14 protein-coding genes are annotated in these 20,805 nt (G+C 66.0%); 10 read left to right on the top strand and 4 right to left on the bottom strand.

Features of this window, described 5'->3' with window-relative positions:
* Window positions 1-37: 37 nt before the first annotated feature.
* Window positions 38-1,504: a monovalent cation/H+ antiporter subunit D family protein gene (locus B1756_RS03705; protein ID WP_228434454.1), complete on the top strand. Its 1,467-nt coding sequence runs from the start codon at window positions 38-40 to the stop codon at window positions 1,502-1,504.
* 16 nt (window positions 1,505-1,520) lie between these two features.
* Here the strand turns inward: B1756_RS03705 and B1756_RS03700 are convergent, their stop codons facing one another.
* Entirely contained in the window at window positions 1,521-2,690 is a 1,170-nt protein-coding gene (locus B1756_RS03700; protein WP_086887331.1) for a tyrosine-type recombinase/integrase, read from the bottom strand.
* Between the two features lie 330 nt (window positions 2,691-3,020).
* Between B1756_RS03700 and B1756_RS03695 the strand changes: the two genes are divergently transcribed.
* Window positions 3,021-4,577 (top strand): ABC1 kinase family protein, encoded by a 1,557-nt coding sequence (locus B1756_RS03695; protein ID WP_086887330.1) that lies wholly within the window; start codon window positions 3,021-3,023, stop codon window positions 4,575-4,577.
* Between the two features lie 84 nt (window positions 4,578-4,661).
* Window positions 4,662-5,435, top strand: coding sequence for a hypothetical protein (locus B1756_RS03690; protein WP_086887329.1), 774 nt, complete (start codon window positions 4,662-4,664; stop codon window positions 5,433-5,435).
* A gap of 106 nt (window positions 5,436-5,541) precedes the next feature.
* On the opposite strand, the gene B1756_RS03685 is transcribed toward B1756_RS03690, so the two are convergent.
* From B1756_RS03685 to B1756_RS03675, 3 genes are all read right to left on the bottom strand, one after another.
* The gene (locus tag B1756_RS03685) at window positions 5,542-7,155 is read right to left on the bottom strand and encodes an alkaline phosphatase family protein (protein ID WP_086887328.1); all 1,614 of its coding nucleotides are present in this window, start codon (window positions 7,153-7,155) and stop codon (window positions 5,542-5,544) included.
* 73 nt (window positions 7,156-7,228) lie between these two features.
* Window positions 7,229-7,996: an NAD-dependent deacylase gene (locus B1756_RS03680; protein WP_086887327.1), complete on the bottom strand. Its 768-nt coding sequence runs from the start codon at window positions 7,994-7,996 to the stop codon at window positions 7,229-7,231.
* 84 nt (window positions 7,997-8,080) lie between these two features.
* A complete protein-coding gene (locus tag B1756_RS03675; RefSeq protein WP_086887326.1) occupies window positions 8,081-9,103 on the bottom strand; it encodes a lipid II:glycine glycyltransferase FemX in 1,023 nt (340 codons plus the stop codon).
* Between the two features lie 117 nt (window positions 9,104-9,220).
* Here B1756_RS03675 and B1756_RS03670 point away from each other — a divergent pair, with 117 nt between their 5' ends.
* From B1756_RS03670 to B1756_RS03635, 7 genes are all read left to right on the top strand, one after another.
* Window positions 9,221-10,450: a DUF1616 domain-containing protein gene (locus B1756_RS03670; protein WP_228434453.1), complete on the top strand. Its 1,230-nt coding sequence runs from the start codon at window positions 9,221-9,223 to the stop codon at window positions 10,448-10,450.
* 102 nt (window positions 10,451-10,552) lie between these two features.
* Window positions 10,553-11,737, top strand: coding sequence for a glycosyltransferase family 4 protein (locus B1756_RS03665; protein WP_086887325.1), 1,185 nt, complete (start codon window positions 10,553-10,555; stop codon window positions 11,735-11,737).
* 141 nt (window positions 11,738-11,878) lie between these two features.
* On the top strand, window positions 11,879-13,342 hold the full coding sequence (locus B1756_RS03660) for an oligosaccharide flippase family protein (RefSeq protein WP_086890028.1): 1,464 nt from the start codon (window positions 11,879-11,881) through the stop codon (window positions 13,340-13,342).
* Between the two features lie 876 nt (window positions 13,343-14,218).
* Complete coding sequence (locus tag B1756_RS03650; RefSeq protein ID WP_228434452.1) at window positions 14,219-16,294, top strand: hypothetical protein; 2,076 nt, start codon at window positions 14,219-14,221, stop codon at window positions 16,292-16,294.
* 146 nt (window positions 16,295-16,440) lie between these two features.
* The gene (locus B1756_RS03645; protein WP_086887322.1) at window positions 16,441-18,309 is read left to right on the top strand and encodes a hypothetical protein; all 1,869 of its coding nucleotides are present in this window, start codon (window positions 16,441-16,443) and stop codon (window positions 18,307-18,309) included.
* Between the two features lie 172 nt (window positions 18,310-18,481).
* The gene (hpt, locus tag B1756_RS03640; protein WP_086887321.1) at window positions 18,482-19,051 is read left to right on the top strand and encodes a hypoxanthine/guanine phosphoribosyltransferase; all 570 of its coding nucleotides are present in this window, start codon (window positions 18,482-18,484) and stop codon (window positions 19,049-19,051) included.
* Between the two features lie 115 nt (window positions 19,052-19,166).
* Entirely contained in the window at window positions 19,167-20,801 is a 1,635-nt protein-coding gene (locus B1756_RS03635; protein ID WP_086887320.1) for an ABC transporter substrate-binding protein, read from the top strand.
* The last annotated feature ends 4 nt before the right edge of the window (window positions 20,802-20,805 follow it).

Genomic DNA, 20,805 nt, shown 5'->3' with positions numbered 1-20,805 from the left:
GGCCCGTCGTCACTGCCGGCGCGGAGGTGACCTGCTGATGGAACTCGACTGGCTGGTCGCCGCAGTCGTCCTCGTTCCACTGCTGACTGCTGTCCTCCCAGTCGCGGCGAGCCTGCGGTGGAAGAACGTCGGCTGGAGTTTCGCCGCGGCGATCGTCTCGATCACGTTCGCACTCGCGGTCGGGCTGGCCTGGCACGTCTACGAAAACGGTGCCGAATGGTACGAGGTGGCTGGAATTCCGGCCCCGTTCGGCATCGAACTCTACGCCGACGAGTTCTCGATGCTCGTCGTGATCCTCACGCTGTCGATCTGTCTGGGCGTCCTCGCGTATACCCGGATCGGCGGCCCGCGCGGAAACGCCTTCTACGGCGGCTTCCTGCTGCTCACCGGCGGGATGCTCGGCGTCGTCCTCACGGGCGACATCTTCAACCTCTACGTCTTCCTCGAGATCATGGCGATCTCATCGTACGCGCTGGTGTCGGCCTCGAAGTACCGGTGGTCGACCTACGCGGCGTTCAAGTACCTGCTCGTCGGGACCGTCGGCGCGTCGTTTTACCTCCTCGGGGTCGCACTGGCGCTGTCTGCCACGGGGACGCTCAACATGCACGACCTGACCGACCAGCTCGCGGTCGCCGGCTACGACAACCCGGTGGTCGTCACCGCGTTCGTGTTGATGGGCGTCGGCCTCGCGATCAAAATCGCGCTGTTCCCAGTCCACACGTGGCTCGCGGACGCCCACGCCTCCGCACCCGACGGCATCAGTGCAGTCATCTCGGCGCTGATGCCCGCGGTGGCCGTCTACGCCTTCGCCCGCATCATCTTCACCGTCTTCACCCCCGAGTTCCTCGATGCCAACCCGACGATCGCACAGCTCGTGCTCGTGGGGGCGCTGTTGAGCCTGTTCGTGGGGAGTACCTTCGCGCTCTTGCAGGACCACATCAAGCTCGTCCTCGCGTACTCGACGGTCTCGCAGTTCGGCATCGTCCTCGTCGGAATCGCCGTCGCCAACGAGACGGCCGTCTTTGGCTCTGCCCTGCACCTGTTCGGCCACGGCTTCGTCAAGGCCTCGCTGTTCATCCTCGCGGGGATGTTCGCGCTCCGGTTCGGCGGCATCCGAACCGTCGACGAGTACGCAGGTCTGGCCAAACGCGCACCCGTGATGGCCGGGGCCTTCGCCGTCCTCGGCATCGCCATGATCGGCCTGCCGCCGACGGTCGGCTTCGCCGGCAAGTGGTACATCGCACTCGGCGCCTTCGAAGAAGGCATGTGGATCGTCTCGCTGCTCGTCCTCGGCAGCACGCTCCTCTCTGCGGGATACATCCTCCCGTTCATCAACCGGATCTACTTCCACCCCTTCGACGGCGAGGACGTCGATCCCGCCTCGATCACCGCCGGGATGCTGATCGCCATCATCGCCGGTGCGACACTCGGCGTCGCACTCGGCCTCCTCTCGAGTGAGATCTACGCGCTGCTCGAGAGTGCGATCCAGAGTCTCGTCAGCTGAACTCCGCGTCTCGTTTTCACCGCGTTCGTTCGGTCCGGTCCGGGTCTACCGACGACGACCGACCGTCGGCGACGATCCAGTCAGCGGGAACGGCAATCGTTCGCTCGGTCGTCGTTCGCAACAGTGGCGTCGACGACCGGGCCTCGCGCCGGGACTCGTCTGCGAGCGTCGCATCGCCGACCCCGCGCGGAGTGACGGTCACCTCGAGTCCGGCCCGCTCGCAGAGTCGACGGAGGACCGAGCGTGCACCCTCGGCGGTGATCGCCGGTGGTGCGATAGCCCGGTCGCGGGCGAGTTCCGAGGCCGTCTGCGCGTCGAACAGGTCGTCGATCTCGGCGTCGTCGTAACCGCGCTCGCTGAGGGTCTCACGGACGTGACGGGCGATCGACGGCGCGTGGCGCGTCGGAAACAGCGGCCAGTCGTTCGTCGGCGGATCGAGGACGATCCGGTACCGGCGCAGTGCCATCCGCGCCGGACCGAGGACATCGACCTCCTCGAGTCGCTGTGATCGTCCGAGGACGCGGATCGTCCCGTCGTAGAAGTCGACGTCGTCCCACGTTGCGCCCGTGCGTCGCTCGTCGGTCGGCACTCGAAAGAGTTCGGAGCCTCGCGCCCCCGAGTGTGCGAGGACGGTGACGAGGGCGTACTCCCGGAGCCTGGTGAGCCGTTCCTCGGGATCGGCGAGGTCGTCGACCGCCCGGGCGCGCTCGCGGACGTGCGCCTCGAGTGTCCGGCGGACGTCGACGGCCCAGGTATCCTCACCCGTGGACCGACTCGAGTCGTCGGGCTCCCGTCCGGGCCGACCAGTGGTGTCCGAGTCGGCGCTCGGAAGTGCAACGGTGGCAACGTCGGCCGCCGCGGGGTTCGATTCGAGCAGGCCACCGCGAACGCACCACGAGCAAAACGCCCGGACGACCGCGTAGTACGTCCGGGCACTCGAGGCGGTGTACTCCCCGCGGTCGACGCGCGAGGAGAGGTCGTTCGCGTACGCGCGGAGGTGAATCGGTTCGAGAGCCGCGAGCGTCGTCAGGTCACGTTCGCGCTCGAGCCAGTCGGCGAACCGGCGGAGGATCGATTCGGCGTTGGACGCGTAAGTGCCGGCACCCGGTCCGTCGGGGTCGCCGACGGCCTTCCGCTGGAGGTAGCCGTCGATCGCGTCGGTGACGTCGATGGTAGTTTCAGTCACGGCAGACGCACCTCCGGCGGCCTCGCGCTGGCGAGAGACAGGTCGGGGACGAGCGCCGGTCGCAGGCGATCCCAGTGCGGTCGACGACCTCGAGCGCTCGAGCGGCGACGATCGTCGACACCGGATCGAAGGGGGACGCGTCGACCCATTCGTTCACAGATCCGGCGTCCGGGTAAATTTGTATTTCGCTCCGGGTGATGGCTGGCTGAACGCACAGACGGCACCGAACCGGTCGGATATTTGTACCGACGGCCACAACCAGGAGAGACGACGAGACGGACCGTCCCGCCACTCCAGCGGGATGGTCTCTATCAGTCCATCTCAGACACCATGGTTGGATTCTACAGACGCTATCTCGGGGTCGTGGTCACCTTCCTGCCGTTCGCGTGGGCGTTCCTCCGCGATCGGCGCCGGTTCGTGCTCTTTGGCCCCGGCCGCCGCGTGAGCGACGAGGAACACCGTCGCCGGGCACGACGACTCCGGGACGCGATGCTCGAACTCGGGCCCGCGTTCGTGAAGGTCGGGCAAGTACTCTCGACGCGGCCGGACGTCGTCCCGCCGATCTACGTCGAGGAACTGGCGACGCTCCAGGACGAGGTGCCCGAAGACGCCGGCGGCGACCCATTTTCCGTCCTCGAGGCGGAACTCGGCGACGAGATCGACCTCGAGGCAGTCGAACGGGTCGCTGGTGGCTCGCTGGCGTTCGTCTACACGGCCCCCTACGACGGCGAGCGAATCGCACTCAAGGTTCGTCGCCCCGGTCTTCCGGAGATCATCGAGCGCGACCTCGCAGTCATCCGGCGGCTCCTCCCCATCGTGACGCTCGTTGCACCGGAGCGCCACCGCTACTCGCTCGAGAACGTGGCCAACGACTTCGAGGACGTTATCCTCGAGGAACTGGACTTCGAGCGCGAGGCCGTGATGATGGCCGAAATACGGTCGAACGTCGATGCAGACGAGGTGATCGTTCCCGCGGTCTACGAGGAACTGTCTTCGGAACGCCTGCTCGCGATGGAGTTCGTTACGGGCCGGAAGGTGACCGACGAGGACGCGCTCTCGGCCGTCGACCGAACGCCGAACGAGATGGCGACCCTGCTCGCGAAAACCTACCTCCGGATGGGGCTCGTCGACGGAATCTTCCACGCCGATCCCCATCCCGGCAACCTGGCAGTCGCCGACGACGGGCGGTTGATCATCTACGACTTCGGGATGAGCCGGCGGCTCACCCAGACCGAACAGGAGGACCTGCTCGACATCTACCGCGCGCTCGTCACCCGCGACGTCGACCGCCTCCTCGATTCGCTCGTCGCACTCGAGGTGCTCGAGCCGACCGTCAACCGGACCGAGGTCCGTCACGTCCTCGAACTCGTCATCGAGAATCTCGAGGGTCGAAGCGTGGTGACCTGGCGGGAGATCATCACCGAGTTGATGAAGATGCTGCAGGACTTCCCGTTCCGGATCCCGCCAAACGTGATGTTGTTGATCCGTGTCGGCTCAGTCGGCGAGGGAGTCTGTCGCCAGCTCGACCCCGAGTTCGACTTCGTCGGCGTCACCCGCGAGTTTCTCGTCGAGGAGGGGTTCATCGAGAGCGAGTTCCGGGGCCTGCTCGAGGACGTCAGAGACGACCTCCGGACGTCGTTGCCCGCACTCGCTACCGCGCCCGCACAGTTCGATCGACTGGCGACCAGACTCGACCGCGGCGAACTCGTCGTCCGGACCGAACCCGCCGACCCGCAGCCGTCGGGAGCGCGTTCGATCGGGGTCGCCGTTCTCGCCGGGTCGCTGTTTATCACGGCCGCGATCCTCGCGTTCCACGAAGAGCCCTACGAGGTCGTTGCACTCGTCGCCGCTGTGGGGACGACGCTGCTGTACCTGCTCGTCAGATGAGGGACGTGGAATCGGCCAGCGCCGATACCGGTCGCTGGCAACGAGGGTGGCATTTATGTCATCTCCCGGGACCACCTGTAAACGATGGACGTCCGGTTCACAGCCGATCCGGCGACGACGATCGTCTACGCCCAGTTGCTCGCGTACGTCGTGATCGGCGCAGCGGCGGTCGTGTTGCTCTATTACCTCGCACAGTACGTCAAACACGTCCTCGCCGACGGTGCGACTACCGACTGGTGGTACCTGTTCGTCGGCGTCGGGGCCGGCGTCGTCTACGCCGCCGCCGGAATCGGGACGCTCACCCTCGAGGCGCCGTGGCTCGAGCCCTTCGTCGACGGTGCGATCCTGTTTTTCATCCTCTTTCTCGCGCTCGGCATCCGCGCGATGTACCTGACCGAACCCGGTGGCAGGCGTCGCTCGAGTCGACTGCCCGTCTGGGTCGACTACGCCGTGATCGCGGTGTTCGTCGCGGCCTGGTGGGGGACCTATCTCGTCGACGTCGCCTGGACCCGGCCCGTCGTCGCCGTCGGGTGGATCCTCACCTCCGCGTGGGCGGTCTTCTACGGCGTACAGGCCGTCCGCCGACACGAGGGGACGACCCTCTCTGCGCTGACACGCCACCTTCTCCCGACCGTCGTCGGCGTCGTCCTCGTCGTCTTCGTCGACCTGATCGTCGGGTTTAGCGCCGTCTCCGCTGCCGCAGCCGAGGCCGCCTGGCTCGTCGGCACTACCCTCGTGGGTGCGTTCCTGTTCAACACCGCCGTGGCGATCCGCCAGCAGGGCGGCGAACTCGAGCGGATGTACGACTGGACGACGTGGCGCGACCAGCGGTTCGAAGGCGAGGTCGAAGACGAGTAGGAAGCCGACGGACTGGCCAGCGGCTCATACGGACTCCTGTACCGATGTCCCGGCGCGACCGCCGCCCGGGTCGCGGGTTGGACGGAACCGAGGACGGGCAACCGTATCACTCGAGGTAGCCCAGATCGGCCAGTCGCTGTTCGACGTCTGCGTCGTCGGTCGCGACCGATCGCTCGCTGTCTGTGCGCGGGTACGATCGCGTCCCGACGGGGTCGACACAGGGCAGTGCGGTGCCGTCCATGCGGTCACAGGCCGGGACGTCGAGCGTCGCGAGCACCGTCGGCGCGACGTCGAACAGGTGGGCGTTTCCGACGCCGGCTGCCGGATCGACGCCCGCGCCCCGCAGGGCGATAGTCCCCTCGAGTTTGTGGTTCCACGGTTCACTCGGCGGGCCGAACTGCTCGTCGCGCAGGGACGCCGAGAGGAAGTGTTCGAAGTCGGCGGGAACCGTCACGACGTCGACGGCGCGCTCGCTCTCGGGCCCGTGGAAGTACTCCTCGCGCGGGGCGACCGTCTCGAACACCGGCTGGCCGTCGGGCGCGTGGACCGACCGCAGTGCGTCGATCAGTCGCGTGCGGATGGCCTCGTACTCCGCTGGTGGGACGACGCCGTCGGGTTCGCGGCCCTCGAGGTTGATCCGGACGCCGCACTCGATCCGCGAGCGGACGTAGGCCGTCGATTCGGCGAAGTCGACCTGCGTCGCACCGGCGCTGACGACGCTGGCTGGAGCGATGGTGGCTACCGCGTCCGCGAGCCCCACGCGCTCGAGTGCGGTCCCGATCCGCTGGCTCGTCAGTCCGAATCGAGCGGCCTGTGCCATCGCGCGCTCGCCGAGGCCGGGTTCGTGAGCGGCCGCGTCCTCCCCCCGTTTGAGTGCGTCGTCGCGGACGGTCGCCCAGGACGGCATCCCGTCGCCGCCGCGGCGCGTCTCGAGCAGGCCCTCGGTTCGCAGGTAGTCGTTGATCCGGAACTCGACGCCGCGGTAGGGACCCATCCCGTGGTCGCTGGCGACGATTACGGTGTCGGGGTCGTACTCGACGAGGGTGGCCTCGAGTTGCCGGTCGAGTTCGCGGTAGATCGTCCGGACGGCTGCCTCGTTTCCGGGCTCTTCGTGGAAGATGGAGTCGGTCCCCTGGAACTGGAGGAAGCCGAACGCGGGGTCGAACCGGTCGGCGAGGTAGCGAAACGCCTCACCGCGCTGGCGGACGCAGTCGGCGTGTGCGCGGCCGCGGTCGGGTTCGTCGTCGTCGGGATAGACGCGGTACTCGCCGACTTCCCCCCTGACCTCCTCGAGCAATCCATCGGGGTGGCAGTCGGGATCTTCTGGCGCGGTGTAGCCCGGGATCAACGCGCCGTCGAACGCCCGCGTCGGGTGCGTGACGGGCGCGTTGACGACCACGCTCGTGATACCGTGGTCGTCGAGGATCTCCCAGAGCGTCGGCTCGCGAACGTCGGTCGCGTTCACCACGTCCCAGTCGTAGCCGTCGAAACTGAGGAAGCCGAAGACGCCGTGCTTGCCGGGGTTCTTCCCGGTGTACAGCGAGGGCCACGCGCTCGCGGTCCACGGCGGGATCTGTGACTCGAGGGCCCCACCCGTGCCGTCGCGATAGATCGACTCGAGCGTGGGGACCTCGTCGTCTTCGAACAGGCCGGCGAGGACGCGGTCGCAGGCGGCGTCGATGCCGACGAGCAGCGTCCGGAGCGAAGCGGTGTCGTCCATTGGATATCGCTCCAACAGGACGGCTCTTGGTTAACCGTCGAGTTACCGTCGGGAATTGGTCGCCTTCCGTCGGTCAGGCGATCGCTCGCTCGACGATCGACGGCAGCGTCTCGCCGGCTTTCCCCCGGACGACCGCGTCGGCGAGGCCGTCGACCGGCGTTTCGTCGAGGTTGACGACGACCAGTGACGCGCCGTTTCGTGCGGCAATCCGGGGCATCGACGCCGCGGGCTCGACTGTCACCGACGAGCCGACGACGACGAAACAGTCACACGCGGCCGCCTCGCGCCGCGCCCGCTCGAGGACGTCCTGTGGGAGCCTCTCACCGAACGAGACGGTCGCGTACTTCAGCAGGCCGCCACAGTCGTCACACTCGGGGGGGAGTGATTCGGCCTCGAGCTGTGCCTCGAGGGTCTCGAGTGGGAATCGATCGCCACAGTCGAGACACTTTGCGCGCTCGTGCGTGCCGTGAAGCTGGAGCACCGACTCGTCGGCGTTGCCGGCTTCCTGGTGGAGGCCGTCGACGTTCTGGGTGATCACGGCCGAGAGCGGGCCCTCGCGCTCGAGGCGGGCGATGGCCTCGTGGGCGGGGTTGGGTTCGACCTCGTCCCAGTCGAAGTCTCGTTCGCGGCGCATCTCGACGCGCGTCTCCCAGTAGGAAACCGGATCACGGGTTAGCGCCTGAATGGTGAAGTCCTCGGGATCGAACCGGTCCCAGACGCCGCCCGGACTCCGGAAGTCTGGAATGCCGGACTCGGTGCTGACGCCAGCGCCCGTGAAGGCCACGAGGTGGTCGCTCTCGGCCACCAGATCCGCTGCGCGCACTACGTCGTCCCCGGTCATATCGTGCGTGTTCGTGACACAACCGGTTGGCGTTTTCGCCCGACACTCACCACCTGGTGGCCGCTCGAGCGCGGTCAAATTTCGTCACTTCACGCTATCGTACAGCGACGCCGCCGTCTTCATCCCCCACGAGCCGTACTCGAGGCTGTAGTAGGTCTCGAGGTCGGGGTTGAACTTCGCCTTGTAGCGGTTGATCCGCTGGGTATCCGCGCCGACGAGGTCGTAGGCCTCGAGGCCGCGCTGGCGGCCATCGCGGACGATCGCCCAGTCGAGGAGGTCGTTCGTCGGCAGGTCGACTGTCGGGGTGCCGTCTGCGTCCGAGCGAACGCCCCCCATCCACCGGCCGATCCGGCCGCCGTACTCGAGCGCGAGGATGCCCCCGACGAACTCGCCGTCGACGTGGCAGGTGTAGGGCCTGACGTCGCCGTTTGCAGTCGCCGAAGCCAGTTCGAGGACGAACTCGATGGGGACGCCAAAGCTGATCCCCTGTGACTCGTAGCGGTGTCTGACCTGCTCGTAGATCTGGCGGATCTCGTGGGGGCCACCGACCGAGATGTCGTAGGCGTCGGAGTCGGTGTTCCGGACGTTTCGCCGGGCGTCGCTGCTGAACGAGTCCAGAATCTCGTCTTCCTCACGTGTGAGGTCGACCGCGTAGGTGTACTCCGGGCTGGCGTCGTACCCGTTCCAGGTGAACGCACGAACGTCGTCGAACGACGGGGCCGTCCGCATATGCCCGTACCGGGGGTCGAGTTCGGTTTCGATCCACTCGAGACAGCTCTCCAGAAAGCGTTCGGTCCGTTTCTCTCGCTTCCTGCGCTTCAGTTTGTCCACGTTGAGCAGCGCCGGGCCGAGGTAGGGCACCCGAAGGTGCGGCGGCGGCGAGAAGACGGTCGTGATCGGCCCCTTCCTGATTTCGAAGACCGGGCAGAGACCGACCACCTCCTGTCCCTTGAATCCGATCAGCGGGTGGAGCGTCGCGTTCGCGTGCTCGGCCTGCACCTTCAGGGCCTCGAGTTCGTGACAGCACGTCCCCTGTGGCGACCGCTCGACGTAGCCGTTCCAGCGCTCGAGATCCTCGTCGGCCGCGACGCGGACCTCGACGCTCATCGGGGGATCACCGCCGTTCGGTCGTGGGTCTGTCCGACAGCACGGATGTGATGGTAGGAACGGGTGTGGCGGGAGGGAGTGGTACGTACGCGCGGGTCTCCGTCGCTCCGTTGGCTCATGGGTTCGACCGTCGCCCGCGAAACGCTTTGTAAGCGGGACGCTTCCACCGCGAGCAGTCGCCTGCGACTCGAGAAGGAGTGGCGTTCCCGGACGATCGATCGCGTCGGCGCAGCGTTCGGCGGTCGATACCGTCGGTATTCGACGCGTAACAATGACCGGATCGGTCGCATTCAGGATACCCAGAACGTCATGAGAGATTTCCTCCGCAGAACGGTTCGGCCCTCCGCACACGGTCAGACGGCAGAGCACGAGCAGGCGCCACGCGTGCCGATCGACCTCCTGAGCGCGACGGGATTCGTCCTCGCCGCACTCACGCTGATCGTCATCGTCGACGTCGGTTCCATCGCCCGGTTCGCAATCGGCCTCCCGCTGGTGCTGCTGGCCCCCGGCTACGCGCTGGTGGCGATCCTCTTTCCCAGATCGACGCCGCTCGAGGACGACACCCGACGACTTCTGGGACAGACGCGGGCGATCGGCGACTGGGAACGGCTCGCGCTATCGTTCGGGCTCAGCGTCGGTCTATTGCCGTTGATCGGCCTGACGATGGCGGCGCTCTCGATTCCGTTTACCGGCCCCGCGGTGGTCGGGAGCGTCGGCGTGACGAGCGTCGGCGGCCTCCTCGTCGCGACGATCAGGCGGGTTCGCGTCCCGCCGACGGCCCGGTACCACGTCCGACTCGGCGCCAAGATTGGGGCCGTTCGTCGGGCGATCTTCGCGGGCTCACCGCTTTACACCGCGATCAACCTCCTGCTCGTCTGTAGCCTGCTCGTCGCGCTCTCGAGCGTCGGTTTCGCACTCGCTGCCCCGCCGTCCGGTGAATCGTACACCACGTTACAGCTGTTGACCGAAGACGACGACGGCGACCTCGTCGCCGACGACTACCCGACGGACATAGAGCCCGGCGACCCCGTCTCGCTCACGCTCGCGGTCGAGAATCAGGAGGGTGAGGACACCGATTACACGGTGGTCGTTCAAGAACAGTGGATCGACGGCAGCGGCGGCGACGCCACGGTGATCGATCGGACCGATCACGACTCGGCCGACCTCCACGTCGCGGACGGCGAGACCGTCACCGTCGACGCCGACGTGACTCCGGAGGCCGAGAGCGGAACCGTCCGCATGGCAGTCCTCCTGTTCGACGGTGACGCCCCCGACACGCCGACGATCGACGACGCCTATCGCTACGGCTACGTCTGGGTCGACATCGAGGAGACGTTCGACGACTGACTCGACCGCGCGTGCAACGGGGCCCGTATCCACTCCCTGAACGGTGGGGACCGCTGTCTCTTCCCACCCATAACAAGGACGCGAGACGCGCTCTGAACGGACATGACCGCTGGCAGCGACTCGCTCACGATCGGCCTCTACTATCCGAAGAGCTACTGGACGGACGCAAGCGGCAAGGCGATCTTCGTCCGCGAACTGGCGCCAGCACTCGCTGACCGCGCCAACTGCGTCGTCTACTCGGCCCTCGACCGCGACGCGCCGCCCGACGAATCCGGCGTCGACGTCTTCGAACTCCCGCTCGAGCGCGGCGTCCTCCCGCCTGACCTCGAGCGGTTCGTCCCTCTCTTCGGGACCGACGACGTGCTCTCCATGCGCGCGCTCGCAGGTGGGCTTCCCAACGGGCTGCGCGAGCACGTCGAGCAGTCGGTCGACGTGCTGGTCACCCAGTACTATCTGGACGACGTTCTGCTCTCGCGGCTACTCGACGTGCCGGTCGTCTACCTGTATCAGGGCCACCTCGGGGCCGGGATCGGGAGTCGCACGCGCGAACGACTCACTGAGACTGATCACCACCTCGCGATCTCACAGGCGACGGCAGAGGCGGTCGCCGACGACCTGGGCCGTCGCGTCGATCGCATCTTCTCCCCCGGTGTGGACGTCGATCGGTTCCATCCCGACGCGACGCCAGCGTTCGAGCGCGAGGAGCCCGTGATCACCTACGTCGGCCGCCTCGCCGAGTCGAAGGGCGTCTTCGAACTCGTGGACGCGTTCGCCGGTCTCGAGTCCGACGCGCACCTCTGTCTGATCGGCGACGGCGAGGGCGAGCAGGGCCGGGCCGTCGCCGTGGAACTCGATCGCCGCATCCGGGACGCGGGACTCGCCGAGGACGTGACCCACCTCGGCCAGGTGCCAAACGCGGAGCTCCATCGGTACTACGCCGCGAGCGACGTCGTCTGCTATCCGACCCATTTCGACGGCTTCGGCCTCGTGAACGTCGAGGCGATGGCCTGTGGGACGCCGGTCGTCTCCACGCGCGGGAGCGGTGTCGAGGAGTACGCCGTCGACGGCGAGAACTGCCTGCTGGTCGACCCCGGCGACGCGGAGGGACTCCAGCGCGCTCTCGATCGGGTGCTCTCTTCCTCCGACCTCCGTGACCGGCTGAGTGACGCCGGTCGATCGACCGCAGAGGAGTACTCGTGGGATCGACAGGCTGCGTCCCTGCTCGAGTACTGCCGTGACGTCGTCTCCGCCAGCGCCAGCGTCAACGGCGCAGTGAACACCCGTTGAGAGTCGAGCGATCGGGCGAGCGGGGAGTCCGCCTGTTGCATTCGGACACCTCGTCCGGGTAGGCTCACGATTACAATTGCCGCTATCGGCGTTCGATCGGCAGATCCGGACGGCTTCCCGCAGCCGGAGAGGAACATGTCGATGTCTGTCACCGACCGCATCATCACGGGATTCAAGGCCACTCTCGGGGCCAGACTGCTCACCAACGTCGTCAACGGCCTGTTGATGGTCCTGCTCGCGCGGGTGCTGTTGACCCCTGACGAGTACGGCCTGCTCTTTCTCGTGATCGCCATCGTCACCGTCACCCAGCTCGGTGCCGACCTCGGGCTCGCGCGTTCGGCCGCCCGATACGTCTCCGAGCGCAAGGAGACCGACCCGGCGTCGGTGCCGTTCATCGTCAGAACCTCGGTCAACTACCGGCTCCTCCTCCTCGGCCTCGTCACCGGCGCGCTCGTCGTCTTCAGGGAGCCACTCGCCGCGATCCTCGGAGAGCCCGAACTCTCGACGCTGCTCGTCTTCGGGGCACTGTACCTCGTCGGTCTCTCGCTGTTTTCGTACCACCAGACGCTCTTCCAGGGGTTCAACCGGGTGGACGTCAGCGCCACACTCGAGGTGACGAACAACCTCACGCGACTGGCGTTCGTCGTCGCGTTGACGGCGCTGGGCTTCGGCGTCGTGGGTGCGCTGGTGGGCTATGCCATCGGCGCGCTGGCGGCGACGGCGCTTGGGGCCGTCTTGCTGTACCGCCGGTACCGGTCGTTCGAGGACGGCGGTGGGAGCCGATCGCTGCGCAACCGTATCCTGCGCTATAGCGTCCCGCTGACGGCCTCCCAGAGCGCGAACGTGCTGGATCGCCAGATCGACACCGTGCTCGTCGGGTTCTTTCTCAATCCCGTCGCGGTGAGCCACTACGTACTCGGCAAGCAGATCTCGGAGTTCGTCACCGCGCTCTCGGGGTCGCTCGGCTTCGCCGTCTCGCCCACCTTCGGCGAACAGAAGGCCGCAGACTCGATCGACCGCGCCGCGCGCATCTACGAGACCTCCCTGCAGTACGTCTTCGTCCTGTACGTCCCCGCGGCCGTGGGGATGATCCTCGTCGCCGAACCCACGATCGATCACGTCTTCGGGCCCGAGTACGCTGGCGCCGCGCCGGTCTTGCAACTGCTTGGCATCTACGTCGTCTTCCAGTCGGTCACCGACGTGACGACCAACGGCCTCGACTACCTCGGCCGGGCGAAACACCGGGCGATCGCCAAAGGCGTGACTTCCGTCGCCAACGTCGGCCTCAACATTGTTCTCATCCCGATCGTGGGCGTCGTCGGGGCCGCGGCCGCGACGGTCGTCACCTTCGGCGTCTACACCCTCGTCAACGTCTACGTGATGCACCTCGAGCTCTCACTCGACGGCTACAGACTGGCTCGAGCGGTGGGCGCGGCCGGTGCAGTCGCGACGGTGATGGGGGCTGTCGTATTCGTGGCATTGCCGTACGTCACCTCGATCTCGACGCTCGTCGCGGTCGTCGGCCTCGGTGTCGCCGTCTGGGGTGTCCTGGTCACGGTCAGTGGACTGGTCGACCCCCGCGAAACGATCGCCCACCTGACGTGACTCGAGTACGGCCGCTCCCGAATTTGCGGGCTACGGACGCTCGGATCACTGGCCCGTGAGTGTCGGTCCCCGTTCGCTCGTCCGCGATTCTCGGTCACGATGACGTCCCTGAATTGCGGCTACGTTGGACCATCGCGTCTCCGACGAGATTCGGTGACCACTGTCGCGTGCGCCACCGGCACGGTCGCGATCCCTCGAGCAGATAGCACCGGGGTGGGCCCGGGCTCTCGAGGAGTGCGCTCGACCATCGGAACGGCCGTGGCTGCGTCGACTCCGTACTCGAACCGATCGCTCACCCGGAAGCTGTACCGCTCTATCGCACTCGAGCGCTTTCGGACGCTCTCGAGTGAGTCTGCCGTCGGTCGGGTCGTCCTCGCGACGGCCGGAGATCGCCGTCGGAAGAGCCCTCGAGACCGTTGCTGGGCGTCGGCTGTGACGAGTGTCGTCGATCGCTGACGCCTGCCGCCGAACACTATCTGCGGTCGCCACCGGCGAAATACAGATCCGACCCACTCGAACGCAGTAGCCGTCCCATTCGTCCAGCTCGAGCGCGGTAGTCGATCCATTCGCCCGCCGCGTCCATCCCCTGTTCGGTCCCCCGACCCTCCCCGATTATCCCGGATCTTTCCGGTCGGGCCGGGGTCCTGTTGCCGCGGATAACCGCCACGTAATCCAGACATACATAAAATAGTTTATGTATTAGTCTGCAGTTTTATACCAGATGGATAGAATATCTTCGAGAGTTCACTGGAAGAAGAATGAAACAACGACTGTACAGAATAGTCGTAATAATTTATACTAACTATCAGAATTTCTGACCTGAATCCGTGCACATTAAATATATTTATGTATATCCAGTATTCCATTATCGGCTGCATGGTTCGCCCTGATAGAAAACACAATCAAGACGACATGAATAAGGGAACCCGTAATACTGGAAACCGAGACATTCTGAACCGACGGTCGTACCTCTCGGCCATCGGCACCTCCGCCCTCGCGGCCAGCGCCCTCGCGGCCGGCGCTGGATCGGCAGCGGCGAGCGAAGATTACGAGATCATCGAGGTCGGTCGCGGACAGAACTGGGTTCACTCGCTCGGCGATGGCGAGACCCTCGAGAACGTCCTGATCGACATCACGGCAGAAGGCGCAGACGCCCAGATTCGCGCCTCTGGCGACGACTGGACCATCAGGAACGTCGGCTTCCGCGGACAGGCTGCGGGAACGAACGTCAACCGGATCACCGCCGCCGGCTCCGGAACGATCGAGTGCGTCTACCTCGGCGACGGCATCCGATCCGGTGTCACCCGAAACGGCGGGATCGGCGTTCCACGGAGTCACCGCGGCGCGATGACGATCAAGAACTGCTACATCGCGGAGTGGACCGACAACGGCATCTACGCCTCCGAGCGGGACGTCCGCGGAACCCTCCACGTCGAGGACTGCTACCTGCGGGACAACAACGTCACGAGCCTCCGCATGTGCCGCGACGGCAGCACGATCGAGGGCTGCGTGATCGAGAACACCGGTAACGTCCCGGTCGCCGGGCCGAGCGACGGCTCGTACGCGAGCGTCATGTCCCGAGGGATCTGGACCGGGTACGGGAACGCCGACTGGGAGGTCGACATCGTCGACACCCACATCGCCGTCAACAGCTCCAACACGAACGGCAACTCGATCGCCGTCATCTCGAGCCAGCACGGCACGTGGGGTGACCAGTCGACGCTCAACCTCGTCGACTGCGAGGTCGACGGGACGATCACCGGCGAGTACGTGACCCAGCAGAACGTCGGTGACGACCCCGACCTCACGATTCCATCGGGGACCCCGACCTCTGCCGAAGAGGCCGCGAGCGGTGTGAGCGACGACGACTCGAGCGGTGGGTCGAACCCGGACGAAAGTGACGACGCCGACGACGGCGAGGAGGGCGAAGAGGGAAATGAGCGCCTCCTCGCGTTCGTGACCGAGCCGGACGCGAGGTTCGCGAGCTACGAGTTCGTCGCCGAGGGCCCCGTCGAGTTCGCCGAAGCGGACTACGAGACGCCCTCCGGCGGCACCATCGAGGGTGGCACGTTCACCGCCGAAGACTACGTCGAAGAACGCGACGACGAGTGGCACGCCGGCGGCGTCACCGGCGGCGGTCAGGGTGACGCCTTCACCGTTCGCGGTCCCGTGACCGCCCTCGAGATCGACCAGCCCGACGTCATGTGGGTCGAACTCGACGGCGAGCGCATGAGTCCCGAGGAGGTCGTCGAGAAGACGTCCGGAGAAGAGCCCGACGACTCCGACGACGACGGTGAGGAGGGCGAAGAGGGAAATGAGCGCCTCCTCGCGTTCGTGACCGAACCGGACGCGAGGTTCGCAGGCTACGAGTTCGTCGCCGAGGGTCCCGTCGAGTTCGCCGAAGCGGACTACGAGACGCCCTCCGGTGGGACGATCCGCGGCGGCACCTTCGTCGCCGAAGACTACGTCGAGGAACGCGACGGCGAGTGGCACGCCGGCGGCGTCACCGGCGGCGGTCAGGGTGACGCCTTCACCGTTCGCGGCCCCGTGACTGCCCTCGAGATCGACCAGCCCGACGTCATGTGGGTCGAACTCGACGGCGAACGGATGAGCCCCGAGGAGGTCGTCGAGAACACCGCGGGGGAGGAGCCCGACGAAGACGAGGATCAGGACGAAGACGGCTCCGAGGAACCGCCCGCAGGCCTGACCAAGGCCATCGTCGTCGACGGCACCGACGTGGACGAACCGAGTTCGTACACGTTCAGCGTCACCGGCGACGTCGTCCCCTCGACCTACCGCGACGCGACCATCGACGACGACACCGAGGTCGACGGCACGACCGTCACCGGCACCGTCGACGGGAACCGGGACGCCTACTGGTTCAACGGCGACGTCATCGGGTTCTCGGTCGCGGGCGACGCAACCGTCGATATCGAGTACGACGCTCGATAGCGACCCAACGCCCAGCCCTTCAACAGCCTATTTTTCGAACGCGTTCCCACCTGTTCTCTCAGCCCGTTCGACCGGTAGCCAGTGACTTCCAGCCGCCAGCGAGGCCATAACAAGGGCCGCGTTCGGTCTTCGAGCCAGTAGTTCGAATGTCCACACAGTCACCAGCCCGTGACCCTGTCCGGACGCTGGCGCTCTCGATCGGCTTCCTCACACTCGCCGGCAGCGTCTTCCTCGCTCGAGGGTCGCCTGCGACCGGATACGAACTGTCGCTGTACACGAACACGCCACTTGGGGTCTGGGCGGGGCTCCTCCTCGCGCTCGCAATTGCCGCTGGCGTCGCGTTTGTCCCGTCGGGGAACGACGTGACCCGTTCGGGCGGCGTCGCCCTCGCCGGGCTCACCGTGGTCACCGTCATTACCATGCCCATCGTTCGGGGCTACCGCTACATGGGCCAGCACGACGCCCTCACCCACCTCGGGTGGGCCCGCGGCATCACCCAGGGATCGATCAATCCGTTCGACCTGTTTTATCCCGGCATCCACACGACGACGACGATGCTCGCCAGCGGCCTCGAGATCCCGGTCGAACGGGCGATGTTTCTCGTGGTCGTGCTCACGGCGATCGTCTTCTTCGTCTTCGTGCCGCTGACCCTCTGGACGATCACCGAGCGTCGATTCGCGGTCGTCGTGGGCGCGTTCGCGGCGTTCCTGTTGCTGCCGATCACGACGATCTCGATGTACCTCTCGGCGCACGCGATGTCACAGGCGGTGCTCTACTCGGCGCTGCTGTGTTACCTGTTCGTCGCGTATCTCCGGACCGATCGCGAGCGAGCGGCGTTCACCGCGGTCGGAGTCGCCTTCGCCGTCGCCGCTATCGCTGCCGTCGTCTACCACCCGCAGTTTCTCGCACACTTCATCGTCGTCGTCTTCGCCGTCTGTGGCGTCCAGTACCTCGCACGCCGGCTCGCACGCGACGGCCCGATCGCCAGCCAGACGCCGATGTACGGACAGGCGCTGTTCCTGCTCGGCCTCTTTCTCGTCTGGAGTTCGAATCACGGCTTCTTCAGCGGGACGATCGTCCACTTCGCCTCTTCGATCGTCGACTTCCTCACCGGCGCCGGTGGTATCTTCGGCGGCTCGGCACAGACGCAGGCCGACTCGCTCACCGCCGTCGGCGGCAGCCTGCTCGAGCTGTTCTTCCGGCTATTCACCCCGCAATTCGTCTTCTCCGTCCTCGCAGCCGTCCTCGGACTGGCGGTCGTCCTCGGACGATGTACCGGCCGCCTGGCGTCGATCCGCCCCGAATCGTGGTACTTCACCGCCGCCGTGGTCGCTCTCGTCCCCCTCTTTTTCGCGTACTTCTTCGCCCCCGGCTCGAGCATGTACTTCCGCGTGTTCGGCCTGATGATGGTGTTCGTTACGTTACTCGGTGCTCTGGCCATCTACGCCGTCGCAGTCCGACTTACGGACGACTCCGCGACCGACTCGGCGAGAGGCAAGAACCGACGCGAGAGTACTCGATCCAGCGTCACCGTTCCGACGACGGTCTCGAGCCACCCCGTCTTCGCCGTCGTCCTCGGGGTCTTACTGGTGCTCTCGCTGGTCGCGATCTTCCCGTCACCGTACACCTACACCGAGTCGCCACACGTCAGCGACACGACGATGAGCGGGTACGAGACGGCGTTCGCCACCGGAAACGACGAGGTGGACTACCTCGGCCTGCGAGACGGTCCGAACCGCTTCGACGACGCCGTCAACGCGAACGAAGACCGTAGCTGGAGACACTTCGACGTCCCCGCGGACGTCCTCAGAAGTGACGTCGCCGGTGAGTACGGCGAGGACCGGTACCTCGTCCTGACGGAGATGGACGTCGAACGTGAGGAGATCGCTTACCGCGGCCTGCGGTACTCCGCTGGCGACTTCGAGGGCGTCGAAGGCCAGCCCAACGTCGATCGCATCCAGTCCAACGGCGAGTTCAACCGCTATTACGTCCACGATCCCGGCCCGGCGGTCTAGGACCGTTCGCACTCCATCATCACCCAGTCACACGTCGACGTCGCAACCCCCTGTCGTTCGCCACCATCGCAACCGACGTCTCTGTCACACGTGGACATCGCAACCGACAGACGTTCGCACGCGCGATACGGCGGATCGTCACTTTTTACTTGGCCACCGCCCCACCTGCGACATGGATCAGTTACGGACGTCCCTTCTCGAGGCGCCGATCGTCGAGAAAGACGGCTACCATTACTTCGTCCACCCGATCAGCGACGGGATTCCCAAACTCGACCCCGGCTTGCTCCGCGAGATCGTCATCAAGATCATCCGCAAGGCCGAACTCGAAGAGGTCGACCGGATCGTCACACCTGCAGCGATGGGCATCCACATCTCGACTGCCGTCTCGCTGATGACCGACATCCCGCTGTCCGTGATCCGCAAGCGCGAGTACGGCCTCGAGGGCGAGGTCTCGATCTCCCAGCAGACTGGCTACTCCGAGAACGAGATGTACATCAACGACGTGCGCGAAGGCGAGCGCGTCCTCGTCATCGACGACGTGCTCTCGACGGGCGGCACGCTCGCGTCGGTGCTCGAGGCGCTCGACGAAATCGGCGCGGAGGTCGTCGACACGGTCGCGGTCATCAAGAAAGTCGGCGGCGAGAACAAGGTCGACGACGCCGGCTACGACGTGAAGACGCTGATCAACGTCGACGTCGTCGACGGTGAAGTCGTGATCGTCGACGAGAACGGCGACGACTGAGACGGGAGCAGCCCATCCGAGACGGGAATGGAACGTGTCTCGAGCGTGCGGCCGACTCGAGAGACTCGCGGCGAGCAAGGAGGATATATACACCCGGGGTCGAAATCCCTCAATCATGGATTCCTCGGAGGGGCGGGCAACTGCCGGGAGTCGACGGGCGTTCCTCGGCGGCGTCGGTGCGATGGCGATGATCGGGGGTGCGGGCTGTGTGACGCCCGAATCGGGCGGCGTCACCGTGGATTCGGCCGCTGCAGCGCGTATTCGGGACGGCCTCGAGAAGGCGGGACTCGAGCCACCGGTCGAGACGACCATCTACGCCAACGAGGGAAACGACGAGCGGGGACGGTGGGCCCAGCTCGTCCAGCACACGTTGAACGAGACCGGCCTCTTCGAGGTCGAGTTTCGACAGCTCGAGTGGGGCCAGTACGAGGAACTCTTTCTCAACATGGCCGACCGCGAGGAGAACGCGCTCGTGACGCTCAACTTGAGCGGGGGCTGGGACCCCGACGATTTCGTCGATATGCTCTTTCACTCCGACAATCACGCGCCCAACGGGCTCAACGTGAACCACTTCGCCGACGACACGGTCGACGGCCTCCTCGACGCCGGCCGAGCCATCGCCGACGTCGACCAGCGACGCGAACTCTATCAGGAACTCCAGGAGCGACTGATCGCCGAGTCTCCCGTCTCGATTCTCCGGTACGGCGAGGAGACCACCGTCTATCGACGAGACCGGGTCGATGGCTGGCAGCAAGCGCCGTTTCCCGGCATCGAATACGACCCGGTTTACGCCCCCCACGCCGACAGTTACGTCGAACGTAGCGACGGTGAGGAACTCGTCGTCGACGCGATTTCGAGCATCTCCAATCCGGACCCGGTCGTGATGCACGACACCACCTCGAACATGGCGACGAGTCTCGTCTACGAGGGACTCCTCGGCGTCGACTTCGAGGGAACGCCACGGCCCCGACTCGCCACCGACTGGGAGCAACTCGACGAGACGACCTACCGGTTCGACCTCCGGGAGGACGTCACGTTTCACAACGGCGAGGAGTTCACCGCCGACCACGTCCAGTTCTCGTTCGACCGCTACGAGGGGACCCCCCGCGAGGCGGACGTCTTCGACTGGTACGATGGCGTCGACGTCCTCGGCGATCACGAACTCGAGCTTACGCTCGTACAGCCCTACGGCCCTCTCGAGACCACGATCGGCCTGCCGATCGTCCCACTGGCCACCGACGACGACCTCGACCTCTCCGAGACGCCCGTCGGTACCGGTCCCTACGAGTTCGCTGGCCGAACACCGGGTGAGGACTGGCGGCTCGAGCGGTTCGACGACCACTGGTTCGACGGCACCGACGCGGTCCCGGAGACCCCGCCGGTCGAGCGAATCCGGATCCGGATCCTCACGTCCGGACCGGCCAGACAGGCCGCCCTCGAGAGCGGCGAACTCGACGTTTCCACTGCGATTCCATCCGGAAGCCTCGACGGGTTCGAGAGCGACGAGGAGTACGGCGTGTCCCAGACGATGGCGGGCGAGTTCGACTTCCTCATCTACCCGACGTACCTCGAACCGTTCGACCGGACCGACGTTCGCCGGGGAATCGACCAGTTGCTCCCGCGCGAACGCATCGTCGAGGACGTCTACGCCGGCCGTGGCGAGCCCGGTTACGTGCCGATCCCGCCACTGCTCGAGGAGTACACCGACCCCTCGTTCGAAGCCTATATCCGCGAGGAGTACTACGACTGAGACG

Origin of the sequence: Natrarchaeobaculum aegyptiacum (genome assembly GCF_002156705.1) — an archaeon.
GTDB lineage: Archaea > Halobacteriota > Halobacteria > Halobacteriales > Natrialbaceae > Natrarchaeobaculum > Natrarchaeobaculum aegyptiacum.
This window is presented reverse-complemented; position numbering and strand designations above follow the sequence as displayed.

Coding starts and splice junctions, on each gene's coding strand:
- B1756_RS03645 (WP_086887322.1), top strand. CDS start 16,441: ATGTCCACACAGTCACCAGCCCGTGACCCTGTCCGGACGCTGGCGCTC.
- B1756_RS03680 (WP_086887327.1), bottom strand. CDS start 7,996: ATGACCGGGGACGACGTAGTGCGCGCAGCGGATCTGGTGGCCGAGAGC.
- B1756_RS03650 (WP_228434452.1), top strand. CDS start 14,219: ATGGTTCGCCCTGATAGAAAACACAATCAAGACGACATGAATAAGGGA.
- B1756_RS03635 (WP_086887320.1), top strand. CDS start 19,167: ATGGATTCCTCGGAGGGGCGGGCAACTGCCGGGAGTCGACGGGCGTTC.
- B1756_RS03685 (WP_086887328.1), bottom strand. CDS start 7,155: ATGGACGACACCGCTTCGCTCCGGACGCTGCTCGTCGGCATCGACGCC.
- B1756_RS03690 (WP_086887329.1), top strand. CDS start 4,662: ATGGACGTCCGGTTCACAGCCGATCCGGCGACGACGATCGTCTACGCC.
- B1756_RS03675 (WP_086887326.1), bottom strand. CDS start 9,103: ATGAGCGTCGAGGTCCGCGTCGCGGCCGACGAGGATCTCGAGCGCTGG.
- B1756_RS03695 (WP_086887330.1), top strand. CDS start 3,021: ATGGTTGGATTCTACAGACGCTATCTCGGGGTCGTGGTCACCTTCCTG.
- B1756_RS03705 (WP_228434454.1), top strand. CDS start 38: ATGGAACTCGACTGGCTGGTCGCCGCAGTCGTCCTCGTTCCACTGCTG.
- B1756_RS03670 (WP_228434453.1), top strand. CDS start 9,221: ATGGGTTCGACCGTCGCCCGCGAAACGCTTTGTAAGCGGGACGCTTCC.
- B1756_RS03660 (WP_086890028.1), top strand. CDS start 11,879: ATGTCTGTCACCGACCGCATCATCACGGGATTCAAGGCCACTCTCGGG.
- B1756_RS03665 (WP_086887325.1), top strand. CDS start 10,553: ATGACCGCTGGCAGCGACTCGCTCACGATCGGCCTCTACTATCCGAAG.
- hpt (WP_086887321.1), top strand. CDS start 18,482: ATGGATCAGTTACGGACGTCCCTTCTCGAGGCGCCGATCGTCGAGAAA.